15 protein-coding genes are annotated in these 13502 nt (G+C 68.7%); 3 read left to right on the top strand and 12 right to left on the bottom strand.

Going from position 1 to position 13502, the window contains the following annotated elements:
- Positions 1-24 precede the first annotated feature (24 nt).
- The 4 genes from trmD to rpsP are packed head-to-tail and all read right to left on the bottom strand — an operon-like array spanning position 25 to position 1949.
- On the bottom strand, positions 25-708 hold the full coding sequence (gene trmD, locus GYB83_RS14395; protein ID WP_161896121.1) for a tRNA (guanosine(37)-N1)-methyltransferase TrmD: 684 nt from the start codon (positions 706-708) through the stop codon (positions 25-27).
- A gap of 7 nt (positions 709-715) precedes the next feature.
- Positions 716-1252 carry a ribosome maturation factor RimM gene (gene rimM / locus GYB83_RS14390; RefSeq protein WP_161896120.1) on the bottom strand — a complete coding sequence of 179 codons (537 nt, stop codon included), beginning with the start codon at positions 1250-1252 and terminating at the stop codon, positions 716-718.
- Positions 1253-1266: 14 nt separating this feature from the next.
- Entirely contained in the window at positions 1267-1509 is a 243-nt protein-coding gene (locus GYB83_RS14385) for an RNA-binding protein (protein WP_161896119.1), read from the bottom strand.
- Positions 1506-1949 (bottom strand): 30S ribosomal protein S16, encoded by a 444-nt coding sequence (gene rpsP / locus GYB83_RS14380; RefSeq protein ID WP_161896118.1) that lies wholly within the window; start codon positions 1947-1949, stop codon positions 1506-1508. Before rpsP ends, GYB83_RS14385 begins: the two co-directional genes overlap by 4 nt.
- Positions 1950-2166: 217 nt before the next feature.
- Between rpsP and GYB83_RS14375 the strand changes: the two genes are divergently transcribed.
- From GYB83_RS14375 to GYB83_RS14365, 3 genes are all read left to right on the top strand, one after another.
- Positions 2167-2424, top strand: coding sequence for a hypothetical protein (locus tag GYB83_RS14375; RefSeq protein WP_161896117.1), 258 nt, complete (start codon positions 2167-2169; stop codon positions 2422-2424).
- The gene (locus tag GYB83_RS14370) at positions 2421-2846 is read left to right on the top strand and encodes a TA system VapC family ribonuclease toxin (protein ID WP_161896116.1); all 426 of its coding nucleotides are present in this window, start codon (positions 2421-2423) and stop codon (positions 2844-2846) included. Before GYB83_RS14375 ends, GYB83_RS14370 begins: the two co-directional genes overlap by 4 nt.
- A gap of 102 nt (positions 2847-2948) precedes the next feature.
- A complete protein-coding gene (locus GYB83_RS14365) occupies positions 2949-3605 on the top strand; it encodes a hypothetical protein (RefSeq protein WP_161896115.1) in 657 nt (218 codons plus the stop codon).
- 16 nt (positions 3606-3621) lie between these two features.
- On the opposite strand, the gene GYB83_RS14360 is transcribed toward GYB83_RS14365, so the two are convergent.
- The 8 genes from GYB83_RS14360 to GYB83_RS14325 form a co-directional block, all read right to left on the bottom strand.
- A complete protein-coding gene (locus GYB83_RS14360) occupies positions 3622-4692 on the bottom strand; it encodes an amidohydrolase family protein (protein ID WP_161896114.1) in 1071 nt (356 codons plus the stop codon).
- 11 nt (positions 4693-4703) lie between these two features.
- Complete coding sequence (ffh, locus tag GYB83_RS14355) at positions 4704-6287, bottom strand: signal recognition particle protein (RefSeq protein WP_161896113.1); 1584 nt, start codon at positions 6285-6287, stop codon at positions 4704-4706.
- 85 nt (positions 6288-6372) lie between these two features.
- Positions 6373-6816 carry an NINE protein gene (locus GYB83_RS14350; RefSeq protein ID WP_228461488.1) on the bottom strand — a complete coding sequence of 148 codons (444 nt, stop codon included), beginning with the start codon at positions 6814-6816 and terminating at the stop codon, positions 6373-6375.
- Between the two features lie 71 nt (positions 6817-6887).
- The gene (locus GYB83_RS14345; protein ID WP_161896112.1) at positions 6888-9266 is read right to left on the bottom strand and encodes a [protein-PII] uridylyltransferase; all 2379 of its coding nucleotides are present in this window, start codon (positions 9264-9266) and stop codon (positions 6888-6890) included.
- Positions 9241-9579 carry a P-II family nitrogen regulator gene (locus tag GYB83_RS14340; RefSeq protein ID WP_161896111.1) on the bottom strand — a complete coding sequence of 113 codons (339 nt, stop codon included), beginning with the start codon at positions 9577-9579 and terminating at the stop codon, positions 9241-9243. The genes GYB83_RS14345 and GYB83_RS14340 overlap by 26 nt, the downstream gene beginning before the upstream one ends.
- A gap of 75 nt (positions 9580-9654) precedes the next feature.
- Positions 9655-10989, bottom strand: a complete 1335-nt coding sequence (locus tag GYB83_RS14335) for an ammonium transporter (RefSeq protein ID WP_161896110.1) — start codon at positions 10987-10989, stop codon at positions 9655-9657.
- A 162-nt stretch (positions 10990-11151) separates the two neighbouring features.
- Positions 11152-12777 carry an acyl-CoA dehydrogenase family protein gene (locus GYB83_RS14330; protein ID WP_161896109.1) on the bottom strand — a complete coding sequence of 542 codons (1626 nt, stop codon included), beginning with the start codon at positions 12775-12777 and terminating at the stop codon, positions 11152-11154.
- A complete protein-coding gene (locus GYB83_RS14325) occupies positions 12774-13412 on the bottom strand; it encodes a TetR/AcrR family transcriptional regulator (protein ID WP_161896108.1) in 639 nt (212 codons plus the stop codon). Before GYB83_RS14325 ends, GYB83_RS14330 begins: the two co-directional genes overlap by 4 nt.
- Positions 13413-13502 lie beyond the last annotated feature (90 nt).

Here is a 13502-nt window from a genome sequence, read left to right as displayed (position 1 = left end):
GTTCCATGACACGCCCGGGCACGCCTATTCCGGGGGTAGTAGGTCCGGACGTCGACGCCGTGTGCGGTCGAGGGACTGCTCGTGTCGCCAGGCCGCGACCTTGCCGTGGTCGCCGGACAGCAGGACCGGCGGGACCTCCAGGTCGCGCCAGACCTTCGGGCGCGTGTAGCTGGGGCCTTCGAGGAGCCCGTCGGAGAACGAGTCCTCCTGATGCGATTTCGGGTTGCCGAGCACGCCGGGCATCAGCCGGGTGGTGGCCTCCACCATCGCGAGGACAGCGACCTCCCCGCCGATGAGGACGAAGTCGCCCAGCGACACCTCTTCCACGCGCACGCGGCGCGCGGCGTCGTCGAACACCCGCTGGTCGATGCCCTCATAGCGGCCGCAGGCGAAGACGAGGTGCCTCTCGGTGCTCCAGCGCTGGGCCGTCGCCTGAGTGAACGGGACCCCGGCGGGTGTGGGGACCACGAGGAGTGCGTCGTCGGGGCAGACGGCGTCGAGCGCCTCGCCCCACACCTGCGGCTTCATCACCATGCCGGGACCGCCGCCGTACGGCGCGTCGTCGACGGCGTGGTGGACGTCGTACGTCCATCGCCGCAGGTCGTGGACGCCGAACTCGAGGAGGCCCGCGTCGACGGCCTTGCCGAGCAGCGCGGCCTTCAGCGGCTCGAGGTATTCGGGGAAGATCGTGACGACGTCGATCCGCACAGCTCGCTCAGTCCCGTTCCGAGACCGCGGCGTCGAGGTCGACGAGGCCGTCCGGCGGATCGATCTCGATGATCTCGCGAGTGACTGTCGGAACCATCTGACGGACGAACGGCACGAGCACCTCGCGGCCGTCCGGACCGGCGATCGCCAGGACGTCGCCGCCCGGCAGATGCAGGATCGACGTCAACGTGCCGACCGGTTCACCCGCGACTGTGCGCACGGAGACGCCTTCGAGCTCGTGGTCGTAGAACTCGTCCGGGTCGTCTCCCGAATCGACGTCTGCGGCGTCGATGACGAACAGCGTGCCCCGCAGCGCATCGGCCGCGGTCCGATCGGTGACGCCCTTCAGGGACAGCAACAACCGCCCGGAATGGTTCCGGGCGGCTGTCACGTCGTATTCGGTTTCGCCAGCGCCCTTCGGCGCCCGCCCTGTCAGGCGGGCGCCGACGGCGAAGCGGGTCTGCGGGTCGTCGGTGCGGACATCGACGACGACTTCACCGCGGACACCGTGCGTCTTGACGACGCGACCGATCACGAGATCCATGAATGCAGGACTCGTCAGCGGTCGGTGTCGACGATGTCGACACGCATGCCGCGGCCACCGATGCCGGTGACCAGGGTGCGCAGAGCGGTGGCGGTGCGGCCGTTGCGGCCGATCACCTTGCCGAGGTCTTCGGGGCTCACGTGAACCTCGACCATCCGGCCGCGACGGCCGGTGATCAGGTCGACGCGAACGTCGTCCGGGTTGGAGACGATCCCGCGTACCAGGTGCTCGACTGCGTCAGCGACGACAGTGCTCACGCCTGAGCCTCAGCCTCGCCGGCGTCTGCGGCCGGGGCCTCTTCTTCGGCCTTCTTGGCCTTCTTCTTGGCGGTGGTCGCAGCGGCGACGGGCTCGTTCTCGGCGGCGGCGAGCGCGGCGTTGAACAGGTCCTGCTTGCTCGGCTTCGGCTCGGCGACCTTCAGGGTGCCCTCGGCGCCCGGCAGGCCCTTGTACTTCTGCCAGTCACCGGTCACCTTGAGGAGGGCGGCGACGGGCTCGGTCGGCTGTGCACCGACGCTGAGCCAGTACTGAGCGCGCTCCGAGTCGACCTCGATCAGCGACGGCTCTTCCTTCGGGTGGTACTTGCCGATGGTCTCGATGACGCGGCCGTTGCGGCGGGTGCGCGCGTCGGCGACGACGATGCGGTACTGGGGGTTGCGGATCTTGCCGAGCCGCGTGAGCTTGATCTTGACAGCCATGAAAGGCTCCTTCGTCACAGCGCAATTCAGCGACCCACCAGATCAGTGGGCCCGGTTTTGCGATCTCTTCTGGGGTGACCGCCGGTCGGCCGTAGCCGGTTCCGACGAACCAGCGTTTGATTCTGCCAGACGCCGAAGCCCTCTCCCAAACCCAGCGACTCGATCACGGGTGGGCACCACACTCGACCGTCTCACGTATCGACGCTAATATGTGTTTATGCGTACCACCGTCGACTTGCCCGACGACCTGCTCACGTCCGTGAAGGTCGCGGCAGCCGAACGCGGCATCAGCCTCAAGTCGCTGTTCATCAGCGCGTTGCACCGCGAACTGGAGACGGGCCGCACCGATATCTCGTTAAAGCGCGTCCGTATGCCCCTCGTGCCGACTCGACATCCCGACGACTTGATCGCCGTCTCCAACGACGACATCGAGCAGGCGCTCGCCGACACCGACGCCGACATCGCGGCGCAGTGACGACTCTCGTCGACGTCGGGCTGTGGCTCGCCCTCGTGTGGGAACGGCACGCCGATCACCGGTCGGCCGTGTCATGGTTCGACGCTCATACCGACAGACTCTCGATGTGTCGCGTCACCCAAATGGGCGTGCTGCGCCTGCTGACCAATCCCGCGGTCATGCGTGACGACGTCATCACCCGGGAGGCCGCGTGGAACGTCGTCGACCAACTCCTGGCGGACGACCGCATCGTCTGGGCGCGTGAACCCGTCGGCCTCGACACCGCGTTCCGAGGCTTCTCGGAGGGACGCGATTCGAGCCACAAGCTATGGACCGACGACTATCTCGCCGCCTTTGCGCTCGCCGTCGACTTTGACCTCGCCACCCTCGACCAGAGGATCGCCGGCCGGTATCCGACCGTCCGGGTGCAGACCATCACCTGACCCGGCCTGCGGATTCCGGCGTTCTGGACGACGACCGATAGACTCGCCTCCGACCGCCCGACCGCCCGACCGGGCGGGTCCCGATGATCGGAGAGCGCCCGCATGCTTCACGCCTTGTCGTTCGCCTTCGTCGACTCGGTGAACGTGCTCCTCATCGGCGTGCTCGTGGCGTTGGCGCTGATGCTCGGCCCCGGCCGCTACCGGCGCATCGCCCCCCTGTTGTTGATCGGCGACTGGCTCGGCGTGTTCGTGCTGTCCGTCGTGGTGCTTCTGGTGTTCGACGGTCTGGAGTCCCTGGTCCACACCGTTCTCGACTCCCCGCTGTTCGGCATTCTGCTGATTCTCACGGGCCTGCTCACCGCGTTCCTGACCTGGCGGGGAGGCGACTCGTCCGACCTCGTCGATCGAATCCTCGCGCCGCTGCGCAGCCCGTCACCGATGACCGTCGGCGTCGGTTTCGCCCTCGGTGTGGTCCAGTCGGCCACGTCGGTCCCCTTCTACGCCGGGCTCGCCGTGCTCTCCGCGAGCGATGTCGCCGCCACCCAGCGCTACCTGGGACTGTTCCTGTACGCGACCGTCGCGTTGAGTCTGCCGCTCCTCGCCGGACTCGCTCTCGCCGGTGTCCGCGCCCGCCCCCACTCGTGGATCGGACGCCTCTTCGCACGCGCGCGCCGCAATCAGGCGAGGGTCACCAGATCGGCGGGCTGGCTGGTCACGCTGCTCCTCATCGTGATCGGCGTCCTGCAGATCGTGTCGTAGCGTCCCGTCAGTCGTCCTACACGACCTTCTCGCCCGAGCACACGATGTGCACGGGCCGACGCAGGGTCGACAGGTCGGCGGCGGGATCCGCGTCGAGCACGAGGAAGTCGGCGCGAGCCCCTTCCGCGATACCCGCGACGCCAAGCCAGTCGCGTGCCGACGTCGACGCCGCCAGTGCGTCGACCGCGGAGAAGCCGACACCCGTCAGCGATTCGATCTCGTCGACGATGCGCCCGTGCCTGATGGTTCCGCCCGCGTCGGTGCCCGCGTAGATCCGTACGCCCGCCTCGCGGGCCTTGGCGATCGTGTCTCGACCGCGTGCGTGCAGTGCCCGCATGTTGGCCTGATAGGTCGGATACTTGTCGGCGCCCGCCGCGATCTCGGGGAACGTGTCGAGCTGGATCAGCGTCGGGACCAGCGCGATGTCGCGGCGGATCATCTCGTCGATGAGGTCGTCGGACAGCCCGGTGCCGTGCTCGACGGAGTCGAATCCGGCACCGATGATGTCGGGCAGCGCGTCGGCGCCGAAGACGTGCGCGGTGATGCGCGCCCCATTGTCATGCGCGGCGACGACGGCCGCCGCCAACTGGTCACGGGTCCACAGCGGGCGCAGGTCGCCGACCGACCGGTCGATCCAGTCGCCGACGAGCTTCACCCAGCCGTCACCGGCCTTCGCCTGGACCGCGACCTCCGCGGCGAGCGAGTCCGGGTCGTCGAGCTCCACTCCGTAGTCGCGCAGGTACCGCTTGGGACGGGCGATGTGCTTGCCCGACCGGAGGAACTGCGGGCAGCGCGGATCGTCGTCGAGAGGGTGGGTGTCGACCGGTGACCCCACCTCGCGGATCAGCAGTGTCCCGGCCTTCACGTCCTGGTAGGCCAGCCCGCGCGCCTGGTCGATGGTGACGCCGAGACCCGGCGCGATTCCGACGTGATTGTGCGCGTCGACGAGGCCCGGCACGATCCATCCGCCGTCGACCGCTGTCTCGGCGTCGGTGATCGGCTCGAAGGTGATCGTCCCGTCCGACACCCAGAATTCGAGGGCGTCGCCGGTGAACGGGTCGACGCCCCGGAACCGCTGTGCGCTCACCCTCGACTCCCCTACTTCTTCGGGAACTTCAGGTTGTTGAGGTCGAGACCTTCGAGGCCGGGCGGCAACTGGTCGAGACCGGGCGGCATGTTCGACAGGTCCATGCCCGGCGGCAGTCCCATTCCGGGAGGCATGCCCGGCATGCCGGGGAAGCCGCCGCGCATCCCCTTGGGCGGGGTGGGGCCGCGGCCCTTGCCCTTACGCCCCTTCGCGCCCTTCTTGCCCTTGCGCGCGTTCTTGCGGTTGCCGCCGCCCATGCCCATCATGCGGCCGGACATCTGCGACATCATCTTGCGCGCCGCGAAGAAGCGGTCGACCAACTGGTTCACATCGGTGACGGTGACGCCCGAGCCCTTGGCGATACGGATGCGGCGCGAGGCGTTGATGATCTTCGGGTTGTCACGCTCGGCGGGCGTCATGCCGCGGATGATCGCCTGGATCTTGTCGAGCTGGCGGTCATCGACCTGCGACAGGGCGTCCTTCATGTCGCCCGCGCCGGGCAGCATGCCGAGGAGATTGCCGATGGGTCCCATCTTGCGGATCATCAGCATCTGCTGGAGGAAGTCGTCGAGGGTCAGCTCACCCTGGCTGATCTTGGCCGCGGTGCGCTCGGCCTCTTCGGCGTCGAAGTGCTGCTCGGCCTGCTCGATGAGCGACAGCACGTCGCCCATGCCGAGGATGCGACTCGCCATGCGGTCGGGGTGGAAGACGTCGAAGTCCTCGAGCTTCTCACCGGTCGACGCGAACATGATCGGGCGGCCGGTGATCTCGCGGACCGACAGCGCCGCGCCGCCTCGGGCGTCGCCGTCGAGCTTGGTGAGGACCACACCGGTGAAGTCGACGCCCTCGGCGAAAGCCTGGGCGGTGCTGACCGCGTCCTGACCGATCATCGCGTCGAGGACGAACAGGACCTCGTCGGGGCTCGTGGCGTCGCGGATGTCGGAGGCCTGACGCATCAGCTCCGCATCGATGCCGAGACGACCCGCGGTGTCGATGATGACGACGTCGTGCTGACGGGTCTTCGCCTCGGCGACACCGGCCTGGGCGACGGCGACCGGATCACCCGAGCTGACGCCGAGCGTGCCCTCGCCGCCGACCGAGGTGCCGGGGTGCGGCGCGAACACCGGCACTCCCGCTCGTTCGCCGACGATCTGCAGCTGCTGGACCGCGCCGGGTCGCTGCAAGTCACAGGCCACGAGCATCGGGGTGTGTCCCTGACCCGCCAACCACTTGGACAACTTGCCCGCGAGCGTCGTCTTACCGGCGCCCTGGAGGCCCGCAAGCATGATGACGGTCGGCGGCGTCTTCGCGAGCTGGATGCGCCGCGTCTCGCCGCCGAGGATGCCGACGAGCTCCTCGTTGACGATCTTGACGATCTGCTGCGCCGGGTTGAGCGCCGCGGACACCTCGGAGCCCTTGGCGCGCTCCTTGACGTTCGCGATGAACGTCCGGACCACGGGCAGGGACACGTCGGCGTCGAGCAGCGCCAGCCGGATCTCGCGCGCGGTCGCATCGATGTCGGAGTCGGTGAGACGACCCTTGCCGCGCAGGTCCTTGAGGGCGCCTGTCAACCGGTCGGAGAGGGATTCGAACATTCCTCCATCTTTCCATGCCGAAGTGTCTGGAGACGACGACGCCCCGGTTACGGACTCTTCCGTGACCGGGGCGTTGTCGGTGAGATCAGCGCAGCGCGCGTCCGTCCGAGTCGGGGACGTTGCGCATCGCGATCAGGACGAGGTCGATCAACGCCCAGATGCCACAGCCGCCGAAGGTCAGCAGCTTCGCGACGCCGAGGCCGGTGTAGCCGAGGTAGAAGCGGTCGATGCCGAGCGACCCGAGGAACACCGACAGCAGCAGTGCGGTCATCCACTCCTTGTCGGAGAACACGCCGGGCAACGACGATGCGGGCTGGTACTGCTGACTGTTGGACGGCCGGACGGCGTCCTCGGCCTTCAGCTGACGATTGGTCGCCATCTGGCCCAGGGTCTGGATGTCGTACGGTCCCTGCTCCTGGTCGTACTGGCGCACGAAGTAGGTGTGCTGCGGAGGCGCCGCGGGCGGCTGCCCGCCCGCGTTCCACTGGGGCTGCTGGCCGGGGAAGTTCTGTGGATTCGGATCAGTCACGGCGTCAACCTATCTCATGAGGGCGGCAGCCGTGTGGCTGCACGGAAGGATGTAATTCGATCGAACGATTGTCATCGACCGCACACCGACAGGACCGCGGCGGCGATCTGCCCGCGGGCGGCGTCCGAATCGTCGGGGAGGACCACGGCGAAGGTGTCGACGGCGGTCGCGCCCATGGTGGCGACGGTCGCCCACGCGACGTCGACGCCCGAGCGGTCGAGTTCCGCGGCGACCCGGGCGAGGAGCCCCTCGTCGTCGCGCGCGCGGAGTTCGAGCAGGTCGCGTCCCTTCTCCGCGCCCGCCAACCAGGACACGCGCGGCGGCGGAGTCACCCGCGACGCGGGCACCGCGTGCTCACCGACCCGGACGGGCCCTCCGGCCGCCGCCCGCCGGGCGAGTTCGGCGTGGACGTCGACCGTGCCCGACAACGCCGCGCCCAGTCGTTGACGCAGGATCTGGGCGTCGGGCGGGCCGCCGAACGTCGGCATGACGACGAACGAGTCGACCGCGGATCCGGCGTGGGTGCGGACCGTCGCCGAGTGGACCTGTAGTCCGGCGAGCGCGAGCACGCCCGCCATTGTCGACATCAGACCGTGGCGGTCGGGAGCGACCATCGTCACGACCGTCATGTTGGGGCCGTCGCCGGGAGCCGCGTGCACGCGCACACCGCCCTGTTCCGCCAGGTCGCGGAGTTCGTCGTCGAGCGGTTCGGGGACCGCGATCGGGCGGCCGCCGAGGTGATCGACCACTCGTTCCACAAGACCGCCGATCAGTGCCGCCTTCCACTCGTTCCACACTCCCGGTCCGGTGGCCTTCGAGTCGGCCTCGGCGAGCGCCCCCAGCAGTTCCACGAGCACCCGGTCGCCCTCGACCTGCTCGGCGACCCACGCGACGGTCGCCGGGTCGGACACGTCCCGTCGGGTGACGACTGTCGGAAGCAGCAGGTGCAGCCGGACCATCTCGACGAGCAGCCGACGGTCGTCGGGCCACAGCCCGAGTCGGGCGGCGATCGGACCGGCGAGCTCGGCTCCGACCAGCGAGTGGTCGCCGCCTCGCCCCTTCCCAATGTCGTGGACGAGCGCACCGAGGAGCAACAGATCGGGGCGCTGCACGCTGGTCGTCAGCGCGCCGGCGTAGGCGACCGTCTCCAACAGGTGGCGGTCGACGGTCCACGTGTGGATCGCGTCGCGCGGCGGCAGGTCGCGGACGCCAGCCCACTCGGGGAACATCCGCTCCCACAGTCCGGTCGCGTCCAGCGCCTCGACCGGCGCGATCACGTCGTGCCCGGACGCCAACAGCACCAGCAGGTCGGACAGGTTCTCCGACGACCACGGCGCCGGGATCGGCGGCGCGAAGTCGGCCAGCCGATCGAGCACCGAACCGTTGATCGGCAACAGGTTGCGGGCCGACGCACTCGCCACCCTGAGCACCAGGCCGGGATCGGAGCTGGGCATCGCAGTCTTCGCGAGGACGACCTCGCCGTCGTGTTCGACGACGCCCTCGTCGAGCGGCCTGCGGATCGGGCTGCGGCGGAACCGCGACAGCCCCCGACGTCCCACCGCGTTGCGCGCGGTGCGGAATCCGGTGTCCACCGCGTACGACGTGGTCCGCGCGGAGCCGCTGATCAGACGGGCGAGGTCGAACCGGTCCCCGACCCGCAGCGCCGCGGCGATGTCGTCGGCGTCCTGGGCGCGCACCTGGTCGCGGGCGCGCCCCGCGATCCGGTGCAACTCGGTGCGGACCGCGAGCAGATCGGTGTACGCGGTCCGCAGCGGCGACTCCGCGCGCGACGGATCGAGACGGCCGAGACCGTCGGTGAGATGGGCGAGGGCGAGCGCGTCGAGGAGTTGGACGTCGCGCAGTCCTCCCCGACCGTTCTTCAGGTCCGGTTCGGCGCGGTGCGCGATGTCGCCGGTGCGGTCCCAGCGAGCCTTCGCGGCATCGATCACCTCGGGGAGCCGCATCCGCGCCTCGGCGCGCCACAGATTCCGCACCGACGAGATGAGCAACGACGCCAGATCCGCGTCGCCCGCGATGTAGCGCGCGTCGAGCAGGCCCAGGGCCGCCGTCACGTCCTCACGCGCCACCTTCATCGCCTCCGGCACCGAGCGGACGCTGTGGTCGAGTTTCACGCCCGCGTCCCAGATCGGGTACCAGAGTCCGTCCGCCACCTCGGCGAGTCGGTCGCGGTGCCGGTCGTCGTGCACCAGGATCAGGTCGAGGTCGGAGTAGCCGACCATCTCCCGACGTCCCAGGCTGCCGACCGCGACCACGGCGAAGCCGCTCCCGTCGACGACGCCGAGTTCTGCCGCACGTCCGACGATCCACTCCTCGGCCCGGTCCGCGAGAGCGTCTCGCAGCGCCTGGCCGTGCAGATCTCCGGCGCGCAGCAGCACTCGTCGTGCCGACGCGAACGCCTCCGCGCTAGATCGCGTCTGGTCCGCGTTCACCGGTACGCACCCGGATAACCGCGTCGACGGGCGTCACCCACACCTTTCCGTCGCCGATCTTGCCCGTGCGGGCCGCTTCGACGATGGTCTCGGTGACCTGATCGAGGACGTCGTCGTCGACGACGACCTCGACACGGACCTTGGGCACGAAGTCGACGGCGTACTCGGCGCCCCGGTACACCTCGGTGTGTCCCTTCTGGCGGCCGTAGCCCTGGACTTCACTGACCGTCATGCCGACGATGCCGATCTGTTCCAGTGCTGCCTTGACGTCTTCCAACGTGAACGGCTTGACGATTGCGGTGACCAGCTTCATGAAATGACCTTTCGATTTCCCTCGGGTTCGAGCGTACGGCGCGACAATCCGTCCGCTGCAACACGTTCGGCCGAACTACGCTGTCTCATATGCGCTCTCCGCATGCTCGGAGGCGTCGATCCCGACGAACTCGGCCTCGTCGTCCACCCGCCAGCCGAGCGGCTTCAGGGCGAACGCGATGATCGCGGTGAGGACCGCGGTGAACGCGAGAGCGGTGAGCGCGACGACCGTCTGGACCGCCAACTGCCGGAAGTCGTGTCCGTAGAGCACGCCCGAATCCTTGGCGAGCAGGCCGATGCCGACGGTTCCCCACAGGCCCGCGACCAGGTGGACGCCGACGACGTCGAGGGAGTCGTCGAAGCCGAACTTGTACTTCAGGCTGATCGCGACGGCGGCGAGCGCACCCGCGACGAGACCGAGGGCGATCGATCCGATGGGCGTGAGCGCCGCACACGCCGGGGTGATCGCGACCAGACCGGCGACGACGCCGGACGCGGCTCCGACGCTTGTCGGGCGTCCGTCCCGGAACCATTCGACGGCCAGCCAGCCGATCATCGCGGCGGCGGTCGCGACGGAGGTGTTGACCCACACGAGGCCCGCGGTCGCATCCGCGCCGAGCTCCGAACCGGCGTTGAACCCGAACCAGCCGAACCACAGCAGGGCGGCGCCGAGCATGACGAACGGGATGTTGTGCGGACGGAACGCCGTCTTGCCGAATCCCTTGCGCTTGCCGACGATCAGGGCGAGGACGAGGCCCGCCATGCCCGCGTTGATGTGGACCACCGTGCCGCCGGCGAAGTCGATGGGCGCGACGTTCGCGGCCCCGTCGGTCGAGCCGAACATCATGGCCGCGATGCCGTCTTCCGAACCGGACAGGATGCCGCCGCCCCACACCATGTGCGCCAGCGGGAAGTAGACGATCGTCGCGAAGAGTCCGCTGAACAGGAGCCAGGTGGAGAACTTGACGCGTTCGGCGATCGCTCCGCTGATCAGTGCGACGGTGATCACCGCGAACGTCAGCTGGAAGGCGAGGAAGACGATCGCCGGGATGCCGGTCGTGCCCCACACCACCACGTGGGTGACGCCGCCGACCTCCTTGGTCTGCATCAACTGGTCCGACCCGAAGAGCGCGAACGGGTTGGAGAAGATCCCGCCGATGTCGCCCGTCCCGGTGAGGGTGTTCCCGAAGGACATCGAGAAGCCCCACAGGATGTAGACGATGGTGACGACGCCGAGTGCGCCGAACGACATCATCATCATGTTGAGCACTGATTTGGCGCGGGTGAGTCCTCCGTAGAAGAACGCGAGCGCGGGGGTCATCAGGAGCACGAGGGCCGCACTCATGATCACCCAGGCGGTGTTGCCGCTGTCGATGGAACCGAACACGGTGTCCGGCAATGCCACAGTCACTGTTGCAGGCCTCCTAACTCGTCGTGTGTCGACGTGTGAGACCACTGTGTCGCCCGCAGATTGCCGGGCCGGTGCTCCCGTGTTTCGGCGCTGTCACGGGCAGTGCGGGAAGGTTTCGTCCGGGTTACGCGTCTCGACCGCGCTCGACGAGCCGGAGCCGGGTCAGGCCCGCGCGGCGATGGCGGCGAGGTCGAGTCGGTTGTCGAGCGTGCCGTACATCTGGCCGGGATCGGCGATGCGACCGGAGACGAACGCGTCGACGACGAACGACGGCGCCTGCCGGATCAGGATCGACCCCTGCAGCGCGATCGCCAGCGATTCGGTCAGCCGCCGCGCGATCGCGGGTGCGTTCAGCGGATCGGCCGCGGCCTGCGCGACGAGTTTGCGGGTCTTCTCGACATGCAGGTCGTAGGCGTGGTGCTGTCCGAGCGCCAGGTCGAACTCGGCGTCGAGAGCCTCCACCGACAGCGGATCACGGACCATCGCGCGCAGGACGTCGAGCGCGATCACATTGCCCGACCCCTCCCACACCGCCATCACCGGCTGCTCGCGGAACCGCCTGGACAGTGGAAACGCCTCCGTGTAGCCGTTGCCGCCGAGACATTCGAGCGCCTCGTAGGCGTGGTTCGGACCGCGTTTGCAGACCCAGTACTTGCCCACCGCGGTCGCGAGGCGTCGGAACGCCTGCGACTGTTCGGAGTCGTCGTCGTATGCCGACGCGAGCCGCATGGCCGTCCACATGGCCGCCTCGGCCTCCACCTGCAGGTCGGCGATCACCGCGGTCATCGCGGGCTGGTCGATCAGCCTCGCACCGAACGCCGACCGGTGCCGGACGTGCCAGGCGGCCTCGGCGACCGCCTGCCGCATTCCCGCCGCGCTGCCGAGCGCGCAGTCCAGGCGAGTCTGGTTGACCATTTCGATGATCGTGCGGACGCCTGCCCCCTCGTCGCCCAGGCGCCACCCGATGGTGTCGGACAACTCGATCTCGCTCGACGCGTTCGACTTGTTGCCGAGCTTGTCCTTGAGCCGCTGGATGGCGAACGTGTTACGGGTGCCGTCCGGCAGTGTGCGGGGGACGACAAAACAGGTGACGCCCGGATCGGTCTTGGCGAGGACGAGGAACGCGTCCGACTGCGGGGCCGAGCAGAACCATTTGTGGCCGGTGATGCGGTACGTGCCGTCGCCGTCGCCGTTGTCGACGGCGCGGGTGGTGTTCGCGCGGATGTCCGAACCGCCCTGCTTCTCGGTCATCGCCATACCGAAGATCGCCGAGCCCTTGGCCGGGTCGGACAGCGACGGGTCGTAGTCGCGCGACAGCGTCCGGGGCACCCACACGTCCGCCAGTGCCGGGTCCACACGCAGCGACGGGACGACGGCGTGCGTCATGCTGACCGGGCAGGCGTGCCCCGGCTCGATCTGCCCGAACTGCATGAACATCGCGGCGCGTGCGACATGCGCGCCCTCGCGGGGGTCGTCCCAGCAGCTCGTGTGCGAGCCGTGGGCGATCGCGTCGCCGATGATCCGGTGATAGGCGGGATGGAACTCGATCTCGTCGACGCGATGCCCCCACCGATCGTGGGTGTGCAGCTTCGGCGTGATCGTGTTCGCCAGCTCGGCGTCGCGCTGGAAGTCGGCGCGTCCGACGAGTGCGCCTGCCTCGGTCAGGTCGTCGTGCGCCCACGACGCGCCGTACGCCTCGACGGCTTCGACGAGCGGAAGGTCCGTCGTGTACTCGTTGACGTCGACGCGCGGCGCCGCCTGATTGAACACGTCGTGGGTCGTGGTCATCTGTTCTCCTTTGAGGGGACGGGTGGTGCGCCGAGCGCTCGGCGACAGAAGTCTCGGATCGTGTCGAGCAGGACAACGGGCGGCCCGCTCGGCGGCGCGGTGTCGGGATTGAGGGCGCCGACCAGCGCTTCGGAGATCGCTCCCATGACGGCCGATGCGGCGACCGGGGCATCGGTCGAGACGAACACCGATCTCTCCACGCCGTCGGCGATGATCGACTCCCCCATCTCGCGGTACCACTGGCGGAGTCGGAGGCGTTCGGCGTCGACGGCGGGGATCACCGGCTCGAACAGCAGCGACCAGGCCATCCGGCGTCCGCGCAACGCACGATCGGCGAACGTGCCGATGAGTGCGTCGAGTCGGGCCAGCGGATCGGGTCCCGCGGCCCTGACCGCGGCGTCGACCTGCGCGAACTCGTATTCAGCAGCCGTCCGGAACACCTGCGCCAGCAGCGCTTCTCGATTGTCGAAGTACGAGTAGACCGACCCGACGCTGACCTGCGCATCTTCGGCTATCGCGGCGACGGACGCCGCGGCGAAGCCCGACTCGGCGATGAGCGCACGCGCGGCTCCCAGCACCGCGTCCCGCTTCGCCTGCGCGGTTCGACGCGTCGATTCGGTCCGTCGGTAGGCCACACGAAGAATTGAATTATGATTCAATTGAATGGACAAGAGAAACGCGGCAGTTCTGGTCGACGCTCATCGTCGGGACGATGAGCGTCGACT

It is taken from the genome of Gordonia spumicola (assembly GCF_009932475.1).
GTDB classification, from domain to species: domain Bacteria; phylum Actinomycetota; class Actinomycetes; order Mycobacteriales; family Mycobacteriaceae; genus Gordonia; species Gordonia spumicola.
The sequence above is the reverse complement of the archived record's forward strand: the minus strand, read 5'-3'. Positions and strand labels throughout refer to the sequence as shown.

What these genes read in the sequence shown, in the direction of transcription:
- rimM (WP_161896120.1), bottom strand. Translation starts at nt 1,252, where the DNA reads ATGGATCTCGTGATCGGTCGCGTCGTCAAGACGCACGGTGTCCGCGGT.
- rpsP (WP_161896118.1), bottom strand. Translation starts at nt 1,949, where the DNA reads ATGGCTGTCAAGATCAAGCTCACGCGGCTCGGCAAGATCCGCAACCCC.
- GYB83_RS14375 (WP_161896117.1), top strand. Translation starts at nt 2,167, where the DNA reads ATGCGTACCACCGTCGACTTGCCCGACGACCTGCTCACGTCCGTGAAG.
- GYB83_RS14365 (WP_161896115.1), top strand. Translation starts at nt 2,949, where the DNA reads ATGCTTCACGCCTTGTCGTTCGCCTTCGTCGACTCGGTGAACGTGCTC.
- ffh (WP_161896113.1), bottom strand. Translation starts at nt 6,287, where the DNA reads ATGTTCGAATCCCTCTCCGACCGGTTGACAGGCGCCCTCAAGGACCTG.
- GYB83_RS14340 (WP_161896111.1), bottom strand. Translation starts at nt 9,579, where the DNA reads ATGAAGCTGGTCACCGCAATCGTCAAGCCGTTCACGTTGGAAGACGTC.
- GYB83_RS14330 (WP_161896109.1), bottom strand. Translation starts at nt 12,777, where the DNA reads ATGACCACGACCCACGACGTGTTCAATCAGGCGGCGCCGCGCGTCGAC.